14 protein-coding genes are annotated in these 22,981 nt (G+C 59.8%); 5 read left to right on the top strand and 9 right to left on the bottom strand.

Annotated elements, in window-relative coordinates; translation table 11 throughout:
- Positions 1-51: 51 nt before the first annotated feature.
- Together SH664x_RS14715 and SH664x_RS14720 are read right to left on the bottom strand one after the other, a co-directional pair.
- Positions 52-402, bottom strand: a complete 351-nt coding sequence (locus tag SH664x_RS14715; RefSeq protein WP_437202157.1) for a hypothetical protein — start codon at positions 400-402, stop codon at positions 52-54.
- Positions 365-2,113, bottom strand: coding sequence for a glycosyltransferase family 39 protein (locus tag SH664x_RS14720; RefSeq protein WP_437202160.1), 1,749 nt, complete (start codon positions 2,111-2,113; stop codon positions 365-367). Before SH664x_RS14720 ends, SH664x_RS14715 begins: the two co-directional genes overlap by 38 nt.
- A gap of 332 nt (positions 2,114-2,445) precedes the next feature.
- On the opposite strand from SH664x_RS14720, the gene SH664x_RS14725 reads away from it, so the two are divergent.
- Positions 2,446-4,164 carry an ArnT family glycosyltransferase gene (locus SH664x_RS14725; RefSeq protein ID WP_437202163.1) on the top strand — a complete coding sequence of 573 codons (1,719 nt, stop codon included), beginning with the start codon at positions 2,446-2,448 and terminating at the stop codon, positions 4,162-4,164.
- A gap of 267 nt (positions 4,165-4,431) precedes the next feature.
- Positions 4,432-5,724 (top strand): CvpA family protein, encoded by a 1,293-nt coding sequence (locus SH664x_RS14730; RefSeq protein ID WP_437202165.1) that lies wholly within the window; start codon positions 4,432-4,434, stop codon positions 5,722-5,724.
- A 1,088-nt stretch (positions 5,725-6,812) separates the two neighbouring features.
- Here SH664x_RS14730 and SH664x_RS14735 read toward each other — a convergent pair.
- The 5 genes from SH664x_RS14735 to SH664x_RS14755 form a co-directional block, all read right to left on the bottom strand.
- Complete coding sequence (locus SH664x_RS14735; RefSeq protein ID WP_437202167.1) at positions 6,813-9,233, bottom strand: FAD-dependent oxidoreductase; 2,421 nt, start codon at positions 9,231-9,233, stop codon at positions 6,813-6,815.
- The gene (locus SH664x_RS14740) at positions 9,230-10,978 is read right to left on the bottom strand and encodes a sodium:solute symporter family transporter (RefSeq protein ID WP_437202169.1); all 1,749 of its coding nucleotides are present in this window, start codon (positions 10,976-10,978) and stop codon (positions 9,230-9,232) included. Before SH664x_RS14740 ends, SH664x_RS14735 begins: the two co-directional genes overlap by 4 nt.
- Before the next feature lie 92 nt (positions 10,979-11,070).
- Positions 11,071-14,040 (bottom strand): hypothetical protein, encoded by a 2,970-nt coding sequence (locus SH664x_RS14745; protein WP_437202171.1) that lies wholly within the window; start codon positions 14,038-14,040, stop codon positions 11,071-11,073.
- A 282-nt stretch (positions 14,041-14,322) separates the two neighbouring features.
- Complete coding sequence (locus SH664x_RS14750) at positions 14,323-14,724, bottom strand: hypothetical protein (protein ID WP_437202173.1); 402 nt, start codon at positions 14,722-14,724, stop codon at positions 14,323-14,325.
- Between the two features lie 61 nt (positions 14,725-14,785).
- Positions 14,786-15,745: a DUF1559 domain-containing protein gene (locus SH664x_RS14755; RefSeq protein WP_437202175.1), complete on the bottom strand. Its 960-nt coding sequence runs from the start codon at positions 15,743-15,745 to the stop codon at positions 14,786-14,788.
- Positions 15,746-15,907: 162 nt separating this feature from the next.
- Between SH664x_RS14755 and SH664x_RS14760 the strand changes: the two genes are divergently transcribed.
- Positions 15,908-17,092, top strand: a complete 1,185-nt coding sequence (locus tag SH664x_RS14760; RefSeq protein WP_437202177.1) for a substrate-binding domain-containing protein — start codon at positions 15,908-15,910, stop codon at positions 17,090-17,092.
- Between the two features lie 135 nt (positions 17,093-17,227).
- Here the strand turns inward: SH664x_RS14760 and SH664x_RS14765 are convergent, their stop codons facing one another.
- Positions 17,228-18,214: a hypothetical protein gene (locus SH664x_RS14765; protein ID WP_437202179.1), complete on the bottom strand. Its 987-nt coding sequence runs from the start codon at positions 18,212-18,214 to the stop codon at positions 17,228-17,230.
- A 127-nt stretch (positions 18,215-18,341) separates the two neighbouring features.
- A complete protein-coding gene (uvrB, locus tag SH664x_RS14770) occupies positions 18,342-20,462 on the bottom strand; it encodes an excinuclease ABC subunit UvrB (RefSeq protein ID WP_437202181.1) in 2,121 nt (706 codons plus the stop codon).
- 377 nt (positions 20,463-20,839) lie between these two features.
- On the opposite strand from uvrB, the gene SH664x_RS14775 reads away from it, so the two are divergent.
- Positions 20,840-22,267: a hypothetical protein gene (locus SH664x_RS14775; RefSeq protein ID WP_437202183.1), complete on the top strand. Its 1,428-nt coding sequence runs from the start codon at positions 20,840-20,842 to the stop codon at positions 22,265-22,267.
- 103 nt (positions 22,268-22,370) lie between these two features.
- Entirely contained in the window at positions 22,371-22,955 is a 585-nt protein-coding gene (locus tag SH664x_RS14780; RefSeq protein ID WP_437202185.1) for a TIGR00730 family Rossman fold protein, read from the top strand.
- Positions 22,956-22,981 lie beyond the last annotated feature (26 nt).

A 22,981-nucleotide genomic window follows, 5' to 3' on the forward strand; every position in this document is an offset into this window, starting at 1 on the left:
TGATGGCCGCCGCCTCTTTTTTGTGACAGGGACAGCAAAAGCATCACACCGTCAACGGCGAGGAGCTTCTTTCACCAGAAAAAGTGGAGTGTCGTCAACATCGGTCAGCAGTCGACCACAGGCGGAGCATTCCCAGACCCGATTGGACTTCGCCGCCGTGCGGATCTTCATGATGGCGGCTTCTTTCTCACCGGGGCGACGCAGATTCTCGATCGTGTCATCGATCAGTTCCAGCAGACGATCCCAGTCGGCAGTCGTCAGCCAGCGATAGCGCTGTGAGCCCTCGCTATCGACGACGAGGTGTCCGCACTGACATTCGTATTTCACGAGGATGGCTTTCAGCGAGGGGCAGGGGAGGGAAAGGTCAGCGGTCCTGCGCTGAGGACTTTCGAGGCTGGGCATACATCTCCGCATCGGGATAGTCGCGGACCTTCTGAAATTGCTCCGGTCGCAAGTCTTTCAGTTCCAGCTCATCAAAGACCTGCTGCAGCTGCTTGCCGTAGCTTTTCGAGATGACGACAACGAGATCATTCCCCGGTGTCGGTCGTTCAAAATGCACGGGGTCGATCCCTTCACGTTGGGCATAGTAGACCAGAGCTGACGAAGCGGGAGTGACCGACACAATTCTGTCGTTGGGCTGCAGGATGTCGCTCAGGTCGTGGATCACCTGTTCTGCTTCGGTGAAGAGCCCGGTTTCCGACGACCTGTCGATCGACTGCGAGGTTGCGGCGTAGATGAGGCTGATGCCGGCGAACAAGCTCCACGTGCTGGTCCAGAGTAACGGCTGGCGTAGAAGCGGGATGCGGTCCATCGCCAGTCGAGTGCCGGAGCCGACTCCGACCGCGACCAGCGGAATCAGAAAGACCCAGGTGCGGGGCGGGGGCCAGGTCCCTATGAGGGTGGCGGCGCCGACTCCCGCGGCCAGTGACAACCCAGCCAGCCGGATCAATCGCGAACGCGGGCTGCGGTCCATCACGACGAACGCGATGGCAGCGAGCCCCACGAGCAACGCCGGCAACGGCCAGTCCCGGATCAGCAGAGCCCCTGTCGCTGACAGTCCTCGCAGTGTGTGAGGCCAGCGATCGACTGCAGACGCTCCATTCTGGACTGTCCCTGTCAGGAGGCGCAGTGGACTCCACACGATCAACACCGGGGCATAGAGCAGGGCAGTGCAGCCGAGCGTTCCAGTGACAACGACAGTCAGCTGCCGCAACGTGCGCATTCCCGGAGAAGCCAGGAACAGCCACAACCAGATCATGCAGAGCGGGATCAGCATCGTGGGAACCGTCCAGAGTCCCAGACTGCCGGACAGAATCAACAGCACCGCCCCCGCGCGGTTGTCGAGTTCCCGGAGCGAGATGGCCCCCATCCAACCAGTGAGAATCAACAGCGTCATCATCGAGTAGCCACGCGCGTTGGTGGAGTATTCGATCAGGGCAGTTGATCCACAGGCGATCAATCCGGCGATCATCGCTCCCCAGCGACCAGAGGCAAACTTCCCCAGTGCAAACGTTAAGGGGACAACCAGCACCCCAGCCAGCCAGGCGGGCAACCGCAGCGCCCACGGTGCATCACCAAACAGTCGCGCACTGCAGTGCACCAGCAGATTATGAAAGATATGGTGATTCGGTTCATCGTACTTGGAGAGAACGATGAACCAGGGCTGCGACGCATAATTCAGCCATGTATAGGCTTCATCATACCGCATAGGCATGTTCAGCCAGAGCAGTCGAAACAGCGCTGCGAGCAGCGTCAGCGAAACGAGCGCGAACGCATTCTCCCGGCAGGTGTCGCGGGTGATATTCCACAAGCGGCGAACGTCCTCGCGCAAGTTGCTCCGGAATTGACTCAATTGCTCGGGGAATCGGCGACTCACACTCCGGCAGATCAGCAGGGTGGCCGCGATCAGCAGGGCAGCGGACCAGCAGGCCCACTGGAGCTGACGATGCAGGGCAGAGGTATAAGGATCAGCCGAGCCGTCGCCGGAGTAGGCGTCCAGGCGGCTGCGAATCACGGTGAAGGGGGTGAAGCCTGCCAATGCACATCCCACTGCCAGCAGCAGCGCCAGTCCGATCAGCAGTCGAATCGAGAGCAGACTTCGTAAGAGGCGCATGGGAGTTGCAGAGGCGAATGCGGAAGAGAGGTGGAGACATCAACGAATGCTGGATTAGAGCAGTTTGCTCGCATCAATGCCCGCGTCGACAGTGCATTATCAGCAGAAAGGGGCCGCACCGCGGGCCAGGGATGCGTCGGCAGAGTCCTCCCTTGCGGCAGAAGTGGATCGTCGCGGTTCCGTTCACCCATGCACCTGTCTCCGCACGCATCCCCCCGGTGATTGCTTCAACTCCCGATTGTCATTACAAGGACAAAGGAGTCTGCCTGCGCCGCTGCGACTGACCAGCTGTTGGTCAGGGAGAGCGAAGGGAGCCGTCATTCAGGGATGTTATGAAGCCTTCTGCAACAGCTGAACCGGATCAGTCTCCTCTGCTTTCGGCGCACGCGTCCCGTCTGGCGGTGGCAGCGCTGCTCCTGCTGCATGTCGTGGTGGGCCTTCATACGGCGTGGTCGAATTCGGTAACGCACGATGAAATCTGGCATCTGCCGGTCGGTGTTCGGAACCTGCAAGGTGATTTCGCGGCTGATGTCCTCAATCCTCCGGTGACGAGGATGTGGGCGGCGGTGCCTCTGGTCGTGGGCGGAGCCCAAGTCGATGCGCAGCTGCAGGGGCCGGAACTGGGGAAGAATTTTGTCCTGACCCATCGAGAGGATTTTCAGCGCTGGTACCGTTGGGGCCGGGTCTTCAACCTGGCGTGGTCGGTCGCCACGGGACTGTTGCTTTATGTCTGGAGCCGTAGTCTGTTTGGCAGTGGAGGGGGGCTGCTGACGCTGTTGCTGTATGTCACCTGTCCCAATCTGGCGGCGCATGCGAATCTGGTGACGCCGGATGTCGGCGTGGTGTTCGGATTCGTCGCGACACTCTTTCTGCTCGATCGCTGGACGAGATCACTGCAATGGCGGGATGCCATTTTACTGGGAGCAGCGCTGGGGGTGGCCGAGGGGATCAAGTACACGGCGATTCTGCTGGCGCCGGTTGTCGTGCTGGCCACGTTGATTTCCTTGGCACTGCGCCGTCCTCAGTGGAAGCGTGCCGGTCTGCAGTTTCTCGGGCTGACGGTCGTCAGTTTGCTGGTGCTGATGGCCTGCTACCGCTTTCAGGGGGTCTTTCAGCCGCTGGCCGGTTTTCAGTTTCAATCGACGACGCTGCGCACCTTACAGAATCTGCTGGCAGGCGTTCCCGTGCCGATTCCCTTACCGGCCGATTATCTGCGGGGGGTCGATGCGCAGCGGATCATTATGGAAGGGGAGCACGCCGTCTTTCTGGACGGTGTCTGGAGTCTCTCCGGATTTCGCAACTACTATCTGTGCGCCCTGCTCTACAAACTTCCGCACATCACACAGATTCTGATTTTGGCGGGGATGATCGCCTTGCTCGTGCGTTACCGGAACCTGCAATCGGTGCAGGGCAGAATTCTCGGCCCAATCCTGCTGCCGATTGCCGTTGTGCTCGGAGTCGCCAGTCTGGAGCAAATGCAGCTCGGCCTGCGGTATGCCTTGCCGGTCCTCGCACTCCTGATGGTAATCGCCGGTGCGGCGTCGCTGTGGATCCGCGACTTTTCTCCCCGTGCCCGACAGGTGTTTGCCTTCGGGGCAACCATCCTCTGTCTCGCCTCGCTTCGGCATCATCCCCATCACCTCGCTTACTTCAACGAGCTGGCGGGAGGGCCGGTCGGAGGCAGGGCCCATCTCATCGATTCCAATCTCGACTGGGGCCAGGACCTGGAACTGTTGCAGCAGTATTTAAAAGAGCAGGGGATTGAGCGGGTGGGACTGGCCTATTTCGGGACGCTCCCCCCGTTCGCCCTGGGAATCGACTACACGATCCCGCCGGGACGCACTCCGGAGCCGGGGACCTATGCGGTGAGTGTCAACTTTGTCATGGGGAGGCCGCACGGCCTGCTGCAGCCCGACGGCAGTGTGCGAGCAGTCGATTTCAACGAATTCGGCTACTTCCGGGCTTTTGAGCCGGTGACCACTCTCGGCGGCTCGATCGACGTTTATCAGATGACCGAGGCTGATATCGCCCGCGCCCAGCAAGGCCCCTGAAGCACCGGCCTACCCCAGTTCAGCCAGTCCCCCAACAGGTCAAAAAGCAGTAAATGGGATACTTTCCCAGCCTGCGGCGACTCCGGAACTCACGCGAACTGACCCGTTTTGCGAAGCCCGAAAGCCTGAGAAGTCCCGAATTCAAGGGGTCAGCTGGGAGACTGCTGAAAACTCTCTTTACGGAGGGAACCTGTCGGCGCTAGACTGCCAGACGAAATTTCCCGCGCCTGGAATGCGCGGCGAAGATGGCCGAAAGGAGTCTGGCTCATGTGGTATGACGTGCTGTGCGTGGGAGTCTTGCTGTTCTTCACGCTGCGCGGCGCTGCTCGCGGGGTGATCTGGCAAATTGCCGGCATCGCGGGAATCGTACTCTGCTTTGTCTTCGGCAACGGAATCTCGGCTGCGGTCGGTCCGTATATCCGGCTGGAATCTCCGCTGAACCACTGGGTCGCGCTCTTTATTGCTTACCTCGGTTTTTCGTTCTGCTGTTTCGGGCTGGGAAGGGCACTCACCGGCTGGATGGAAAAAAACCAGCTCAAGGAATTCAATCAGCATCTCGGCGCGGTCTTTGGATTGGTCAAAGGGGTCATCCTCTGTCTGGTGATGACCTTTCTGCTGGTGACCGTCTCGTCCGACATGCGGGCCAAACTCATTGATTCCCACACGGGGCGGTATTCGGCCATCATCATGGATCGACTCCACCCGGTGATGCCGGAAAAACTGCATGATGCGCTGGCGAAATACATTCATCAGCTCGACCACGATGGCCTGGATCTGGATCACCGTCATGACCACGATCACGACCACGAGGTCGTCCCGAACACCAATGGCAGTTCCCCCTACCTGGGGACGCCGACTCAGTTCCCGCAGACCCAGCAGCCCGTCGCGACGCCGACTTCGTCACCGCTCTGGTCGCAGCTGCGGGGTGCTCTCAGCGATCAGGCCCAGCAGGTGGTCTCGAAAACTCTTGATGCCGCTCAGGACCCGCAGACCCGGGCGAAGCTGGAACAGGACCTGCTGAACCTGTGGAACTCGGTTCCGGCACAAGACCGCGCAGCGCTGCAGCAGCAGATCATCAACGGCGGAACGACGCAGCTGCAGAACTATCTCAATCAGCGGCTACAGCCGGTGACGTCGACGCCGCAATCGATTCCAGTGCCGCCGATTGCGAACTCGGCTCCGGTGCAGACCCCGGCCCAGCCCACCACAACGCCGGCCCCCACCGCGCCGAGTGCTGGCGACCGGCAGGCGGCCCTGATTCGGGAAATCGCCAGCGCCTATTCGACCATCCCCAACATCCGGCAGGGCATCGAGCGGGACATCGCCGACAAGATCGCCGGGTTACCCGAGTCACTGGCGATCGCCGTTCTGGACGACTGGAACGCCGACGCCTGGTCGCGGCCGTCCGACCCCGATCCGCAGACCACGAATCAATCGACCATCGAACAGCGCATTCTTCGTCAGCTTCAATTGTCGGGATTGACTCTCGACCGGCTGGCCCCGGCGATTCAGCAGCGATTGCGGGCTGCCCAGTCGCCGCAGGCCGGGAACCCACTGTAAGAATCCGCCCGCGATTGCCGCTTCGAAATCAACGGGGCGGCCAACGACCGGGCACAGGGACGCGACATCCGGATGAGGATTCTGAATCGATCCAGCACGACGCATTCGCACGCCCCGAAGGGAGCAGTGCTGAGGGACTGCGTGCGAGGGGCGGATGCGGCTTCGCGGGGACCGCGGGGGTGGCATTTCGAGTTCCAGAGGCTTGAATCGCGGCCGAACCCCAACGTCCGATAATGTCCGTTATGTTCACTTTGGGTAGCGGATTTGCTGCGAAACCATGCAGTCTCACGTTTCCCGGCCGAGATGCGACTTCCGTCATTTCGCCTCAGCCAGCGGAACGAATTGGCCGGGACTTCAACTCGACGGTGACCGAACCCAAGACCGACGCCAGCGAGCAGGATGAGGGCGCCCACTGAGGCAACCCGCAGAGGGATTCCGCCACATTTCGTCCACGACGTCGTGCTCTCACCGACGCAAGGCTGGGGCGACTTCAGGTTGCGGTAGCCAGGTCTGTTTGACTCCGGATCCCTCGGTCAGAGCCCCAAGGGATCGGACTTTTCCAATCGCAGAATTCACATAGGGGACGCACAGCCAAAGAGCCATCTCCCTTATAGAACGCCTCCGCCAGCCTCCTTCAGTCACGGCCTCTCCTCCCCTGCCGACGGGGGCGGACCGACCTGCGGATTCGACATCGGAGAGGTCCTGCGTGAGGGACTTCTCAATCGCCATCCCAAGGAGCAGCGACAGGCGGGGCTGCGCCCCGACCATCGCGGAAGGCCATCCGCCTACCACGACTCGACCCTATTGATTTTGGGATCCGCGCACACTCGCCACGCGGAGTCATGTCGGGATTCGAAACGCCGCGCAGTGCGGGAACCCGAAAGAACAAACTGCTCACGCCGCGGGGAGACGATGCAGGTGAACCGAAAAAACTGTCGGCACCCCACCCGAGAGACCTACAGCTCGACCCGCGTCACAGAGCGGGCGGTCGGCACGCTCGATTCCCCGCATCGGCAGATCAGCCGGGTGAAGTCGGTTGACGACTCCGATTCGAGTCGCCACAGGAGCGTCAACTGAAATCATCCCCGTCAGGAATGCTCCGCCCCGTGTAGGCGAATGCGGAACACTGCGGCGGGGGCGCCGCTGTCGTTGCGAGCAAACTGAAAGCGGAGGCCGCGAGTACAGACCGGAGGATCCCAGCGGAACGTGACCCGGGTCAGGTGGTTCTCAGTTGCTCGTGCGAGCACGCGACCGTCAGCGGTTGTTGCGGTGATTTCAGGAAGACAGAAGGGCATGACCGGTTCTGGATTCCCCATGAGAACCGACTCCAACGGATGATCAAAATCGTTGTCGAGACAGATCGTCGCCGAGCCGATCGATTGCTCGCGGGGCCAGGCGAATTCGACCCAGGGGCGGAGGTCATCGATTTCAGCAGCCCAGCAATTGGCTGACGTCGTAGGACGCTCAGCTCCGTAAGCCAAGCGACGAGCGTCAAACAAATTCAAAGGGGGATCGAACTGCAGAGCGAGATTCTTCCCCTTGGGTCGTCGTTCCGGCAACCAGAACTCCAGCTCATCGAGTCCGGAATCTGCTGGCGGACGCTGGACCGCCTGAGTCGCCACCTTGGAATTCGCGCGGTGACTCAGGGACAGGATTCCAGACACTCGGAGATCACTGAGCGCGACTTTGATCTCGGGCGTTCCAAAAAGGCAAACGGTCACGTAAGTCTCATTCTCCATCTGGATGCCAAAATCGACTTCGATGACGTCACCGGCTTTCGGATCATCCACAATCGCGGTGGACCGTGATGCGACTGCGATGGTGGATGAGGCAGTCCCCTGAAGAGGAGCATGTGCGACACACGCAGCGGAAATCCCATTCGACGACAGAGCATCCCGGTTCAACGGCTCGACGGTGAACTCCCGAGTGGCCAGTGTCAGATCAGGAGTAAAACTCCCCTGACGGGAGCAGACACGCAGTTCGACGCGAAGAGGGGAAGGGTGGCTGGCCCGCATCCGAAATTTCAACCGGGGAAATTCGCCTACCGAAACGGGAAAGAGCATGGCTCGCGGCTCGGCCAGATCGGTCCATTCGCTTCCCGCGGGGAGTTCCGCCAGCGAAAGCTCACTGCTCGCAGTCACCGTCGCACTCGTTGCCAGATCATCCGGATCTTCGACATCCACTCCCGGAAGGGAGTGCCCAATGCGGCTGAGCCGTCGCTGCAGCACGGAGAGGCGGCCTGCCTGCAAGAGGTCTCGCGGTGCACATTGAAATTCTCTACAGAGAGCGGCAGCCATTCCGACCGCCTGCCCCCCATGAGCACAGGTCGCCATCACGCGTGTGGAACCAAAGGCCACATGCGTGGCACTGATAATACGGCCGGCCAAAAACAGGTTATCAATATTTCTACTGTAATAGCAGCGATAAGGAATCTGATAGACCCCTTTACTGTGATATTGCTGGCAGCCCGGGAGCGATGAATAAACACCGTCGGCCGGATGAAGATCAATGGCCCAGCCCCCATAGCTGATGGCGTCCGGATGCTTTCGCTGCTCCACCAGATCCCGCTGGGAAAGCAGGTAATCTCCTTCGAAACGGCGGCTTTCCCGCTTTCCTGGAATGTGTCCGACCCATTCCAGCGTGAGAGTTTCACTCTTGGGAAACTCTCCGGAATTCTTAATATGATTCCAGACCCCATAAATAATCTTCCAGAGCTCCCATTTAATCTCTTCTGTCTGATGGACTGTATCGAGCCGCCCCCCGTATTCGATCCACCAGAGCTGACAACCATGTTCGCGGGAGTTAAATGCCTTCCAGCGCGGGATTGTGGTGATATCCTGGAGAGCGAAGGCCGGAGGAACGAACCGGACAGGACGACCGGTGTCGCGGGTATAGAAATAGAGGGAGTGCCCGAGCAACTCACCGTAGGCGGCGGCCGGAGCGAACTGTTCCTGAAATTCGTCACGGGACTCGGCCCCCATGCGAAAGGCTCCCCCTGCGAGGAACCCCACGATCCCATCCCCCGAGGCGTCGACAAACAGCGGAGCCCGCAGAATATAACGCGTGCTGTTCTGGCTGCAGAAGGCGGTCACTTGCCGGATACGTCCCGTCGACTCGTTCTCGACCTCATAGACGGCGGTATTGAGCAGCAACTTCAGGTTTGGTTCCGCGACCGCCTTCTCCAGCAGGATCGAGTCGAGAATCAGCGGATTGCCTTCGGGATTGCGATAAGCATTCTCAATGAGAATCTCGTCGACAATCCCCCCTTCCCTCGACCAGCGGTTGTTGTTTCCCATATGGGACGTCGCGCCGAGGATCCACAGGCGGACTTCGCTGGACGCGTTCCCCCCCAGAACCGGGCGATCCTGCACCAGAATGACCGACAATCCTGCGCGTGCCGCAGTCGTGGCAGCACACAGTCCAGCGAGCCCTCCCCCGACAACCACCAGTTCGGCGGAAAGCTCGTCCGTACGAAGTTCTCGACCATGCGTGGGTGATGAAAGAATCATAGAGAGGCGATTTCCGAATCTTCGTTCAGTGCGTCAACGTTGGCCGATCGGCGCAACGTGTGAATTCCAACTCCGCCCGCAATCAGAAAGAGCCCTGCAGAAAACGCCCCCAGCACCAGCAGATCAACACGCGAACCGTGACGATTCACCCAGATCAGCCAAGTCGTCAGCAGTCCGCTCGCTCCCACAGAGGCGGCCACGAGGTAACCCAGCAACGGATCGAACTCCCGCACTCCCACTGCTGCTGACTCCGCAGAGTCCCGGCGCGCGGACAGGGTGTCGTGCAGCCGGCGCCAGCCGGGATCTGTTCCGCGCGCGAAGAGCATCCAGACCGCCAGAATTCCCAGCGGCAGAACCACCCCGATCAACGTATCGATGCTGCCCGACCAGTCACGCAGCTGATTCATCCAGGGCATGGGACAGAACGTCACCAGCAGACCACAGCCGAAGCTGGTCAGGGCAGTCGTCCACATGGCCGCGGCACTCATGCGGGAACTGAGCAGGCCGAACAGCGTGGGGGCCAGCAACGGTGTCACAATCAGGTTGGTGATGGTGACAATCGATTTTTCTGCTCCACCGAGCCGGGGGATGAGAATCGCCAGACCGATCAGCAGCACCCCGAGCACCCCGCTGAGAACTCTGCCCACCCAGATGCACTCCCCTTCCCCGGCGGTCGGCAGGATGCGTCGGTATACATCTTCCGTCAGCACTCCTGAGAAAACGTTGAGCTGCGCGCTGACCATGCTGGCGGTGGCGGAGAACATCGCGGCCAACAACAGTCCGACCAATCCCACCGGCAGCACACTCACACAGGCCCGGACGTAGGCCTCCTCATGGGGCGTATCAGGTTGAATGAAGCGGTACAGCATGGGTGGAAGCATCCAGACCCAGGGGCTGATGAGATACAGGATTCCAAATAGCCACATCGCCTTCCGGGCATCTCGGGGCGAAGGGACACAGAGGAATCGTTGAACAAACGCCCATTCCGCACCGATGATGAAAAAGTGAATGGTCGTCCAGCCAAACAGAAACAGCCACGAGTATTGCCCGGCTGTCACATTCCAGAATCCATCAGGAGCGGAATGGCGCAGGATGTCCCAGCTGTCAAACCGGGCAAGCAGCAACGGCACCACGACGAGCACCGACATATTCAGGACAAGAAACTGCAGGACATCCGTCATGAGGACCGCCCACAGCCCCCCCAGCATGGTGTAGATGACGGTCACACCTCCAAATAGAACGATGGCCCAGAACAGGGAGAAATGCCCTGTTTGAGGATCGCGCCCCCACGTCCCTTCCGGCAACGGCATCATCGCGCACAACATGACCGACAACGCGTAGAGCGCGACCGCCGAACCGACCATGCGATACACCATCATCGTCCAGGTGTAGAAGTGGACGGCCGCCGAGCCAAACCGGAGACGGACAAACTCAGCGGGAGTGCGGATGCCCAGCTTGTTCCAGCGGCCCGCCACAGCCCAGCCCGCGAGGAGTGCGGCCACCCCGTAACAAAGGTTAATGACGATGGCCACCAGACCGAGACGAAACGCGACTCCTCCCCAGACGACAAACGTCCCCGCGGAAAAGATCGTCATGAACGAACTCAGTCCCGAAGCCCACCATGGGGATTTACCGCCGGCAGCAAACAGGTCTGCTGTGGACTTCACGCGCGACATCAGGCTCGCTCCCACGGCGAGCATGCCAACCAGATAGAACGTCAGGACCAGATAGTCTGCGGATTGCATAACACTCTTGCAGCCAGAGATCGGAAGGTTTCAGCAGCCACGGAAAGGTGCCTCGTGAAGCCAGGAGTCTGCGGCTTCACGAATGTCCGGAATCACGGATTCGTTTGTTTCTCGACCGGCGTTTTCCCCGGCAGCTCGGTTCTCACCGCGCTGGCGGAAGCGGGCGGTCCCCCCTGCTCTCTGCGCAGGACACCCTCCTTCGAAGTCACCACTGTTCCATCGACGCGCTGCAGTTGAACGGAGAACCGGATCTCGTTCGCGTCGTCGGGAAGTGGAATCGTCTCGTCAAATGGGTAGCTGGTATCGGAGCGAGTTCCCGATTGACCGTCGATGGTGTACTGCCAGGTGACACCCGACACCTCATCGGGGGTGGCCGACGTATACAGGTAGGCGCTCGTCAAGCCTTTGCCGTAACTGAAGACAATGCCGGTGGCCCCGGCTTCGGTAAGACGTTCCGGTCCAGTCCAGTGTGACTCGACAGGCTGCGTGATGCGGTCCTGAAACCGAACCCGGGGAGTGACATGGTCGAGCCGCAAGGCGGCGAGTCCCTTCGCCGGCAGTTGGACCCTCAGGGCCTCCTCTGTCCAGCTGGCCCCTCCGGAGCCCGTGGAAAGAAGCGTGAGCAGAGGACGTGACGGTGCGGATGAGGAGGCTTCCCCTCCCCTGCTCCACTCTACATGCTCCGGGTTGATCCGTACGGTTTCGGTGACGGGCTGATTCGATTCATTCATCAACAGCAGGTAGAGAGCATCGTCGCGGCGGGCAGACAGATAGTTGATCTCAGGAGTCTGGAACTCCAGCAGTCCCGGCGGCATCCATAACCAGACGTCGTCATCACTGTAAAATTTGCCCGGGCGATCACCATACACCTTGGATTGGAGATACGCATAGCCCTCGGTGAAGCGGGAGGGGAAATCGACTTCCCCTTCGCTGCGCACGTACCCTTCGGTGACGAGGGCGTCGATCATCAGGCCGATATGCGACCAGATGTGGTTGTAGTGGATGGAGGTCGTCGCATTGAGCTGTGCCTGCGGACGCATCGGAAAGTCGGCCGCCATGTACACGGCGGTGCGGTTCGTGTTCATGTGGTAGCCCGGAAAATTCTGGTAACGACCGACCAATGCACAGCGCGCCGCCTCTTGCAGGAAACGGTCCTTTGTCAGCCAGCCGATTCTCGCCATAAAGGGTGCATAGTGGGCATTTAGAATGGCACGATGCCCTTTACAGGTTCCGGCGGATTCGGGTGTCAGTCCGATTTCGGAGACTTGCCAAGCCTCCACGTCGGAGGGTGTGACCGGAATGTCTTTCAAATGGGGAGACGTGCGGTAACGGGGGGCCAATCCGGAGGAATCGACCCGGACCGTCCCGTCGGGCACCTTGGGGCACATCCAACAGAACAGCAGATAGCGTCTGGCTCCGTCCCGGGCCGCCTCCAGAAATTCTGCATCGCCGGTCGCCTCATAGAGTTCGAGATAATCGATCCAGGGACTTGTGAACGCCGGCCAGAAGAATGAGCCACTCTGATGGGCGGCCGAAATGCCCCCCTGTCGCTCCGCGATCTCGGCCCGCGCCTGCTGGCGAGCGCGTTCCAGCAGGGCGTTGTCACCTGTAATGCGGAAGAGCGCCAGGGAATTCTGCCAGCGGGTCCCCGATGTGACGGTGTCGAGGTTGTAGATCTTGTCGATCCCGAAAATCTCCTGAGCCAGTTTGCGAAGGCCGTCGCTGCGACCTCCAGACATGGCATAGCAGGCGGCCAGATCCGGAAGCGTGGAGGCGGGTCCCGTGAGTTTCCAGCTGGGAGACTGAATCTTCACATCGGGGCTCGTTGCAAACAACAGCTTTTCCCGCGAGCAGACGTATTCCAGCATGGGCAGAGCCCGCTCGTGGTAGATGCGTTCGTCGTCCAGCACGATCGCGGCTTCGAGCGCAGGCAACGGGGAAACATTCTTCACCGTCCCGGGGGCATCTGTCGAATATTCGGCTCCCCGCAATTCCTTGTTGAATTCGCTCCATTTGCTCATCCCGAATTCGACCATGTTGTCGAGAGTCCGATTCATGGAGCAGAGACGATTTTCTCGCAGATCCCGAAAACCGAATTGTTGACGGGCCACCTGTTCATACAGGCCTGTCAGACTGAGATGCGAAACATGCAGCGTGCAACGAAACGTCATCGTTTCCATCGCTTTTCGTCGTGATCCCTCTCCTCCCAGAATGGGAGCAAAGATCATGGGGCAAGCCTCCCCTCCCCTGTCACGCAAGGCGACTCCAAACGGGTTGTTCTGGCTGTTTGTCGGCATGGGCAGGAATGGCAGTTCGTCGCTGGCGGCCATGACCGAAATGGAGCGGCTCCCGTCGTTCATCATGGTCCCCGGGAGGGTGCAAAGAAACGCTGGCGTCAGGAACGAGTCGGTGGGAAATCGGAGCTCCGTCCAGATCATTGGCTGCCAAATTTCCTTGAGCCGGACCACAGGAAGCGCCGGAGCCCCGACGTAGGCGACGGAGTAAAATCCAGCCTGCCGGGGAGTGAATGACCAGTTCAGTTCCGCCAGACCGGCCGCTTTTGAATCAACCTTCACAGTCGCGGAGAGCCTTCCCCACGGATGATCCGCGAAGCTCCAGTCGATGCGGTTCCCCTGCCTGCGCGTCTGTGTGGCAGTCAGTTCGACGAAGGGAGCAGCCGAGAAGACGTTGGCTGTTCTCCCTTTGCCGAACTTGCGGTCGACTTCAGGATCAAAGCCGTCCTGAATGTGCAGGTTTGGGTCGGGCTTGATGTCGGGGTCGCGACCCCAGGTGAGCACGTTGTAATTGGGGACGTTGGGAATGTCGGCATAGCGAAGTGCCGGATTGGGGGGCTTTTCAGCCTGAAAGATGAGAAAGCGGGGCTGGAATTCCGCAGCGGCTCCGTGCGAATCCTGAATCTGCAAGCCTTGGCTCTGTGGCGAGTCGGCAGCGGATGCAAAACTCGAGACAAGCGACATCAGCCAACAGCACCAGCTCAGACGGGTGACAAACCAGCGTCGCGATGTGCCCGGTATTCCAAGCTGCTCGATGGAATTTGTCACTGAGTCCAATCCTCTCTCATCGGTGGCAATTTGTGGGGCGGCGTGACAGGGAATCCCCTGCCCCGCCTCTCTGGCGAGAGTCAACATCGACGTGCGGGCAACGGTTGCCCCCAATGAAGTGATCCAGCCGGAGGGACGTCGTTTCGCAGGAGCACCATCATGAGCCTCTCTTCGGGGGGTGATGGCGGCGGCCGGTGCAGGTCATCCGCTGTTCTAAAAACATTGCTGGAGCCGTGGGTTTCGGGAGGTCAATCAGCAATCGGCAGACAGGATTGACGAAGCCTATTGGAGCAGGAAGTCCACATTTTCGTTCTCTCCGGGCTGAATCGTCACTTCGAGAAGAGAGGCGGTGCTGTACTTCTCCGGCAGCCCGACCACTTCGGGGAAAGTGGTCCCGTCTTCGCGGGTCCCTGTCTTTCCCGTCAGAAACTCGGCATGAATCTCGACCGTCTTCTTCCCTTCGGAAGCCTTCCCTTCAAACCGTCCCTTCCGGATGATCGCAGCATGCACGGGACCCGTTTCGGGGAGAGACCGGTCAGGGACAAAGACCACCCTTCCCGAGTCGATCGGCTTCCCCTGAAACGTGACTTGACCGCTGACGGGATACAGCTTGGGACCATCATCCCGGGTACAGCCCATCGGCAGCAACATCAGCAACGCCCCCAGGATCTGCCACTTCGTCATCAGCTTTGACTCCCGAACAATAAATGAAGACTTCCAGGAGAGGTGGGAATTTCGCGCACCATCAATAGTCACCGACCGTGTTTCCGTCTTCGCGATTCCCGAGGTTGTTCCACGTCTGCAGGTGAATATTGTTGGAGACGAAGCGAACCGAACCGTCGCAGAGCAGAATCTGAGCCCCCCCGGTATGGTGACTGCGCACGTTCATATGCAAAAACGCGGTGTCGGCAACCAGGCTGACGGGAATATCGTCCTGATGCGACGCATAACCGGTCTGCAGCACGTCCGGCGCTCCGGAGTTGGGAGGGTCGCGGAGCGCCACCGTCCAGGTGGCTCTGAGTCCGGCATAGAGGTGTCCTCTTCGGTCGCCGTCATTCATCGGAACGACTTTAATCTCGCCGGCTGCAGCCGTGTTGGATGTCCCATCGGTGATATCGCGGATCTGGATGCTGGAAATGCAGGATGCGATCCCGTTCCCTTCCATGCTGTTCGTGCCTGCAGAGGTTGTCGTTCCGGTCCGCATACTCTTCGAACCCTGGGACAGCTGATAGTTTGAATAGGAGCCAAGAGAGGTCACCTTGGGCATGGCCGGATCACTCGGGCAACTGAACCCGGGGATGATTGTCCCCCGGTCGGGCCATTCATAGGGACGCAAGGCTGTATTCTGGTGGGTGTTCATAAACGAGTTGAACAAAGCTGTCTGATCCAGATAAGGGAACAGCATCACATGCCAGCCGTACCGGTAACGGAACTGATAGCTCTGATTGGCCGGACGGCCGACAGAAAAGCCATAATCCTGCATCTGACCCGGCGGGAAAACCTTGTGCACATCGTGATAGTTGTGCAGCGCCAGCCCAATCTGCTTGATGTTGTTCTTGCACTGGGTTCTTCGTGCCGATTCCCGAGCCTGTTGCACGGCTGGCAACAGCATGGCGATCAGTACGGCAATGATGGCAATGACCACCAGAAGCTCGATCAGGGTGAAGCCCCGACGTTGTCGATCACAAGCGGTGAGAGCTGGCATCAATATCCTCATGAATGAATTGAAAGATGCAGACGATGCAGTCAATCGAAAACAACACAAAGGGTGATCAGGGCAAATTTATATCAGAACGAATTGATACAACAGGCAGTTTTGCGTAAAAAATCGTTGTAAATGCGACACGCTGTCCGAGAGGGATTATTCATGTCACAGCTCGAGTCCGCAGACATTCCCTCTGTTGCCGTGCTGGTCGACACCGCCACCGGCTGGGGACGTCGACTGATCCGCGGCGTCTGCTCCTACGCCAGTCGACACGGAGCCTGGCATGTCTGGTTCGAACCGCTCGGTCGCGGTGAAGCGACGCAGCTGCCACGCGATTGGGATGGAGATGGAATCATTGCCCGAGTCGGCTCCCCACGGATGGCCGATGCGCTCAGCCGACTCGAAAAGCCGGTGATCAATGTTTCCGCGATCGATATCGATCCTTACTCGTTTCCCCGTGTCACCAATGACAATCACATTTCGGCACGGCTGGCTGCCGAACATTTTGCCGAGCGTGGGTTCCGACACTTTGCGTATGTGGGACCACTCAACCGCGATTACGTCTGTGACCATGCGAACGCCTTCGCCCGCGAGGCGGCACAACGCCAGATCGGCTATGACTGCTTTGATTATCTGCACGAGTCGATGACTCATCGCAGCTGGCGTTTACGCAGACAATCGCTGGGAGCCTGGCTGGAGCAACTCCCCAAGCCGATCGGACTCTTCTCCTGGGCCACAAACGCCGCTGCTCAGGTGCTGGATGTCTGTCGGTCCCGGGGAATCGACTCCCCCGAACAGGTGGCTGTGCTGGCGGGTGACGATGATGAGTTGCTCTGCGAGGCAACCACTCCCCGTCTCTCCGCGATCGTGACCGCTTCGGAACATATCGGCTACCGGGCAGCGGAACTCCTGGACCTGCACATGCAACGCAAGCTGAAGAAGGTTCGGGAAGAGCGGATCGCGCCGCTGCACATCCGGACTCGGCAGTCCACAGATGTGCTGGCCGTGGCCAACTCGGAACTGGCTGTCGCCCTGGCGCTGATCCGCCGCGACTTCGCGAAGCCGGTCACGGTGCGTGAAATCGCAGCGGCTGTTCCGATGTCACGTCGAACGCTCGAGCGATCGTTCCGGGATTTCTTTGGAAGAACTCCACTCGATGAAATTCGACGGCTGCGATTGGATCGGGCGCGCGAGCTGGTCATCGAGACCGAGCTGCCCATGTCCCGCATTGCGCTGTTGAGCGGCTTCGGCACGCCGGAATATCTGACCGCCTGCTTCAGTGCCAGTTTCGGCAGCACACCGCTCAAGTACCGGAAGACGATTCGGACCGCGGGACTCAAGGGATAGGGCAGCTCTTGCCCTTCTCCAGTGCTCATGCGGCCAGCGTTTCAAATGAAGGAACCCTCACTGCCGCAGGGTGGGTCCAGCTCACTGAGCTGTCACACTGTCGAATGCAACAAGCCCCCTCCCTGCGTGGCCGCTTCAGGGTTGTGGAGCAGGAATCAGCAGCGGCTCCACAGCGTCCAGCAATGCTCGGGAATCGACTGTGTTGCCGCTTCCCGGAAAGGAAAACTCCGCCAGCGACCAGATCTCGGTGAACGAATCACTTCCGCCGGGAGGAAGGTTCATGCGGGGACCGACCGGTTCCAGCTCCACAAAGTAGCTGTCGGGATAATACACGGCAGCGCTGATCCCCATTACGTCGTCATAGACTGCGTTCGGATTCACGGCAAATTGCTTCAGAAACAACAGTCCATTCGGCTCCAGATAGGCGAGCCACCCGGCGGTCGAATCAAAACCCGACTTCGGTCGGCGCGGCGGAGCAACAATCTGCAGCAGATTGTCCCGCAGTACGATGTGAGGATCGCTGGGAAGGAAATTCACATAGCCCTTCTCTTCATACATGATGAACTGACGGGGCAACCGTGATGGCTGAGAGAGGGGGACCACCACCACTCCCCCTGTGGGAGCGAACGTCCGGCTCCAGTGGCACCAGTATTTGGGCTCGCTGGAGACATTCTCCACCGTCTGGACCACCCGCAGCCGCGACGTCTGCTCATCAAGCGTGATGTCACGGATCAACCGCACGCCGACAGCCTCGTCAATCTGGCTGGTCAACCGCGCCTGTCGCGGTCCGGTGAGGGTGACGGTCCACTCTCCAGTCCAGAGCTTCGGACGTCTGGGAACCAGATATTCAGGGCCGATGTCAAACCGGCCGGCGGACATATCGGTCAGGGTCCCTTCCGTTCCTGGCTTGAGCACGAGGGCGTTTTTTCCATCGAGCGAATATTCGAGGATGCGCCCCCCCGCCTGATGACAAAGAATGACACGCGTCCGTTCGTTCTTCAGAACGACACAGTCCGTGTAGCCGAAGAAATCGATCCGCCCGGTGCCTGGATACGATTCATCGGCTCGAGCTGAAACGCTCAGGACCATCCAACACAGACACAAAGCTGGGAGCCATCGCATCCGTTCTCTCCGGCACGAAATCATCTGAAACGGTCAGCCCGCATCATGACGGGGAACCCCACAGCGATCAATAGTCGGAACTCCCCACGGGGGAACGCACGCGAACGTTGATCTTACCAGAGACACCTTAACCCCGTCTGGGCCTCGGGACCCGTCCGCCCGGCTGGCTCCCTCCCCGCTTGCGGCCCCGGCCTCTCCCCTTGCCTCTTGATCCGCGGCCTCCTTCGGCAAACCCGGGCCGGTCTTCATCACCGACGGGGATCTGGTCCTCTCCGGATGCCAGTTTCCGCTGCAGGTCATTGATGCGGTCACGCAATCCGGCTGCCCGTTCGAACTCCAGATTCTCGGCGGCGGTCAACATTTCCTTTTCCAGTTCGGCGATGAACTCCTGAGTGATATAGCGGGTCTCACTGCCGACACCGGTGGCATCCCGCTCGATCTTGCGCGCGGAGATTTCGTCTTCGATTCCGCGTCGAATCGCCTTGCGGACTGTTTCCGGAGTGATCCCATGGTCCGCGTTGTATTTGAGCTGCACATCGCGGCGACGCTGGGTCTCGTCGAGGGCCCGCTGCATGCTCTCGGTAACGGAGTCGGCGTAGAGAATCACCTCTGCGTTGACATTCCGAGCCGAACGACCAATGGTCTGAATGAGACTGGTTTCGCTCCGCAGGAAGCCTTCCTTGTCGGCATCCAGAATGCAGACCAGCGAGACTTCCGGGAGGTCGAGTCCTTCCCGCAGCAGATTCACGCCGATCACCGCATCGAACTTCCCCTCGCGGAGTTCCCGCAGCACCTCCACGCGCTCGATCGCGTCCAGTTCACTGTGCAGCCACTCGCAGCGAATTCCCTCCTCCTTGAGATAACCGACCAGATCTTCGGAGAGGCGTTTGGTGAGCGTCGTCACCAGCGTCCGTTCTCCCCGCTCGGTCCGCAGACGGATCTGCTCGATCAGGTGCGGAACCTGACCGCGTGCCGGACGGACATACACGACCGGGTCGACTAGACCAGTGGGGCGGATGATCTGCTGAACCACTTCCCCTTCCGCCTGCTGCAATTCCCAGTCGGCGGGAGTGGCGGAGACGAAGACCGTCAGATTGCGGCGTTTGTCCCACTCTTCGAACTTCATCGGCCGGTTGTCAAGGGCCATGGGCAGCCGGAAACCGTGGTCGACGAGCGTTGTTTTGCGGGCACGGTCGCCATTGTACATCGCCCGGACCTGCGGCACGGTCTGATGCGACTCATCGACGATCATCAGAAAATCATCGGGAAAGAAGTCGTAGAGCGTGTAGGGAGCTTCACCCGGTTTCCGTTTCGCCAGCGCGCGTGAATAGTTCTCGATTCCCGGGCAGAAGCCGACTTCTTTCAGCAGTTCCATATCGTGGCGGGTGCGGGCGGAGAGACGTTGGGCTTCGAGCAGTTTCCCTTCCTTTTGAAAGAGCGCCAGCTGCTGATTCAGTTCCTCCTCGATTTCTCCCATCGCTTCATCAATACGACTCTGCGGAAGCACGAAGTGCTTGGCGGGATAGATGTAGATGTCTTTCAGATCTTTGCTGCTGGCGCCGGAGACCGGATCGATAATCGACAGTTTGTCGATTTCATCTCCCCAGAGTTCAATGCGGTAGGCGAATTCCTCGTACGCGGGCCAGACTTCGATGACGTCTCCCCGCACCCGGAATTTGCCCCGCGTGAACTCATAGTCGTTGCGGTCGTAGTGAATATCGATCAGTTTGAGGAGCAGCTCATCCCGGTTGACGGTCTTTCCCACCTGCATGGGGACCATCATCGCCAGATAATCTTTGGGGGAACCGAGCCCGTAAATGCACGAGACGCTGGCGACGACGATCACATCGCGCCGGGAGACCAGCGCGCTGGTCGCCAGCAGACGCAGCCGATCGATCTCCTGATTAATGCTGGCATCTTTCTCGATATAGATGTCCCGTTGAGGGATGTAGGCTTCGGGCTGGTAGTAGTCGTAGTAGCTGACGAAATACGTCACCGCGTTATTGGGGAAGAAGTCACGAAACTCCCCATAGAGTTGGGCCGCCAGTGTTTTGTTATGGGCCAGCACCAGTGTGGGACGCTGGGTGCGGGCGATGACGTTCGCCATCGTGAACGTCTTGCCGGTCCCGGTCGCCCCGAGCAGAACCTGCGATTTCTTGCCTTCTTCAATTCCCCGCACGAGCGATTCAATCGCCTTGGGCTGATCCCCCGCCGGGGAAAATTCGGACACAAGTTCAAACAAGGGCATAAAACGCCTGCAGGTGAGTGAGTGCGACGCGAGGAGTTTGACGTATGATTGCCCCATTCTCCCCACGCGGGAAGAGAGCGGTACATCACACAAATCGGCTGTTTCGCGGAGACGGTAACGAGCAACCGTCTCGAGGAGACTCCCGCCGCCGCTTTGTCATTCTAGAGTAAATCAGAACTTAGTGTACTGCTGTTCTCTCCCCGGGAACAGATTTCCCTGGCCGCCCGGGGCCCGCCGTTCGATTCGCGCCCCCGCATTTTTTTCCATGAGAACCGGAAGAGATGTCGCGCTGCCCCGCTGCGGTAGCAGTGGGCGTGGGGAATCTGCATAATTCTCCACATCTATCGCCCCCGTCCTCCAGCAGCGAGCCCGCTCCGATGTTGATCCATCCGGTCGTCCCGGCTCTCTGCCTGTTGGCGGCGGTGGTCATCTGGATGAACCGCACCCGTTCGCCACGTCTGGCAGATCTGCTCGGGATCGTCACTCCCCTGCTCTGCCTCGGTCTCGGTTGGCTGGGGCTCTCTTGGCTGGGGGCCGACCGGACCGCCGGGAGACCGGACTCCGGGTGGCTGCAGACCGATTCCGTAACGAAGATGGTTCTGATTCTCGCGCCGATTGCCGCTCTCGTGATGAACGCGCTGCGGCCGGCTCCCTTCATCGTGGCGGCCCTGCTGTGGAACTCTGGCTTACTGTGCCTGATGTCCACCTGCGGACATCCGGTCTGGTGGTGGGGAGCGCTGCAACTGACGCTACTGCCGCTCTTGCTGCACCCCGCCCGGGGATCTTTCATCAGTCAACAGGGATGGCACCGAGACCCCTATGTGGTCGGCAGCGGATTGCTGGCGCTCGGGATGCTGCTGCTCTGTCTGGCACGGGTCAATATCGTCACAAGCACACTGAGCATGGTTCTGATTCTCAGCGGGATGGGGGGCCTGCTCGGGTGGTTCCCTTTCCCCCGAATCCTGTTGCAGGGTGAACAGACTTCTTCGGTCGACGCCTTCGCCTTACGGACCCTCCCCTTGATGACCGGCGGAGTCCTGCTGCTGCGACTGGCGACGCTCCCGACGGTCAGTGCGGAGCAGCTGGGACTGATCGCCCTCGTGAGTCTCTTCTCTGCAGTGGCCAGTGCTGCCCGTCTGCTGTGGGAAGATCGTCTCTCCTCCCGAATCGTTCTGACCAGTACCTGCCTGCTGAGTTCGCTGGCGTGGGCTGGTTGCCTGTGCGGTTGGGAAACACTGCATCCGGCGCGCGCCTGGCCGCAGTCCAATCTACCGCACGCACAGACGCTGTTTCTGGCGATTCTGAATTGTGAAGTGGCCGCCCTGCTCGTGCTGGTCAGCTGCAGCCGGGTTCTGACAGCGCGAGGCCACGAAGGTGACTACGCCCAGACGCTGGAAGGGGCTCTGTCTGCGGCGCCTGTCGCCGCGGTCTCGCTGCTGTGCGGCGTCATCAGCCTGGCCGGACTCCCCCCCCTGCCCGGCTTCTGGTGGCGATCCGGGCTGATTGCAGCGCTCCTCCTGCCGCACAATCAGTCGAACGTCACCGGGCTGATCGAGCCGAATGATTCGTTCGCGTTTCTGGCTTTTGCCTTCGTGCTCCTCTGGATTCTCAGCTGCCTGGGGCAGTTGCGACTGCTGCAACAGGTTTTATTTGCCAGTCCCTTTCGTGTCCGGACAGAGCCCTCCAACTGGAGAACGAACCTCGCAGGAGGATTCGCGCTCCTGCTGCTGGGAGTATCGACTGCCTATCCGCTGACGCTGGCAGCACAACTGTTTCTGGGGAAAATGAATCTGCTTGCACGGTAGTTTTTCATGAGAGAAATCAGCCCCGGTGGCTGTGGGATGCGAAAAATGGTTTGAGGGGGAATTGGTGAACGGGCAAGTCACTTCCGGGAATGTCGAGGTCTAAGTGGAATCGGTCTGTGTCTTTTGTGGTTCGCGTGTGGGCAACAATCCTCTCTACGCCGAGCTGGCGCGGGAACTGGGAGCGGCCCTCGCACAGAAAAAGATCCGCATGGTCTTCGGCGGAGGAGCAATCGGCCTGATGGGAATCGTCGCCGATGCCGCTCTGGAACATGACGGAGAAGTGATCGGCGTCATTCCCGAAGCGCTCATGGCCCGGGAGATCGCCCATCTCGGACTGAAAGATCTGCGCGTGGTCGAGTCGATGCACGTCCGCAAAGCGCTGATGGCGGAACTGTCGGAGTCGTTCATCGCGCTGCCGGGTGGGCTGGGAACATTCGAAGAACTGTGCGAAATCCTGACCTGGGGACAATTGAAGTTTCACCGCAAACCGGTGGGCCTGCTGAACGCCAACGGGTACTTCACTCCCTTGATTGCCATGCTGGATCGTGCCGTCAGTGAAGGCTTCATGTCCCAGCAGAACCGTGACCTGCTCTTTGTTGCAGAGTCGGTTCCGCAGCTCATGGACTGGTTACTGCGGACGCCGGCGTTCGTTCCCTCCGATCCGACTTCCTTACGGGAGCTGACGTGAGTCGCGGTCCACAAAGTGCGACTCCA

Source organism: Planctomicrobium aquicomposti, assembly GCF_051466325.1.
Classification (GTDB): Bacteria; Planctomycetota; Planctomycetia; order Planctomycetales; family Planctomycetaceae; genus Planctomicrobium.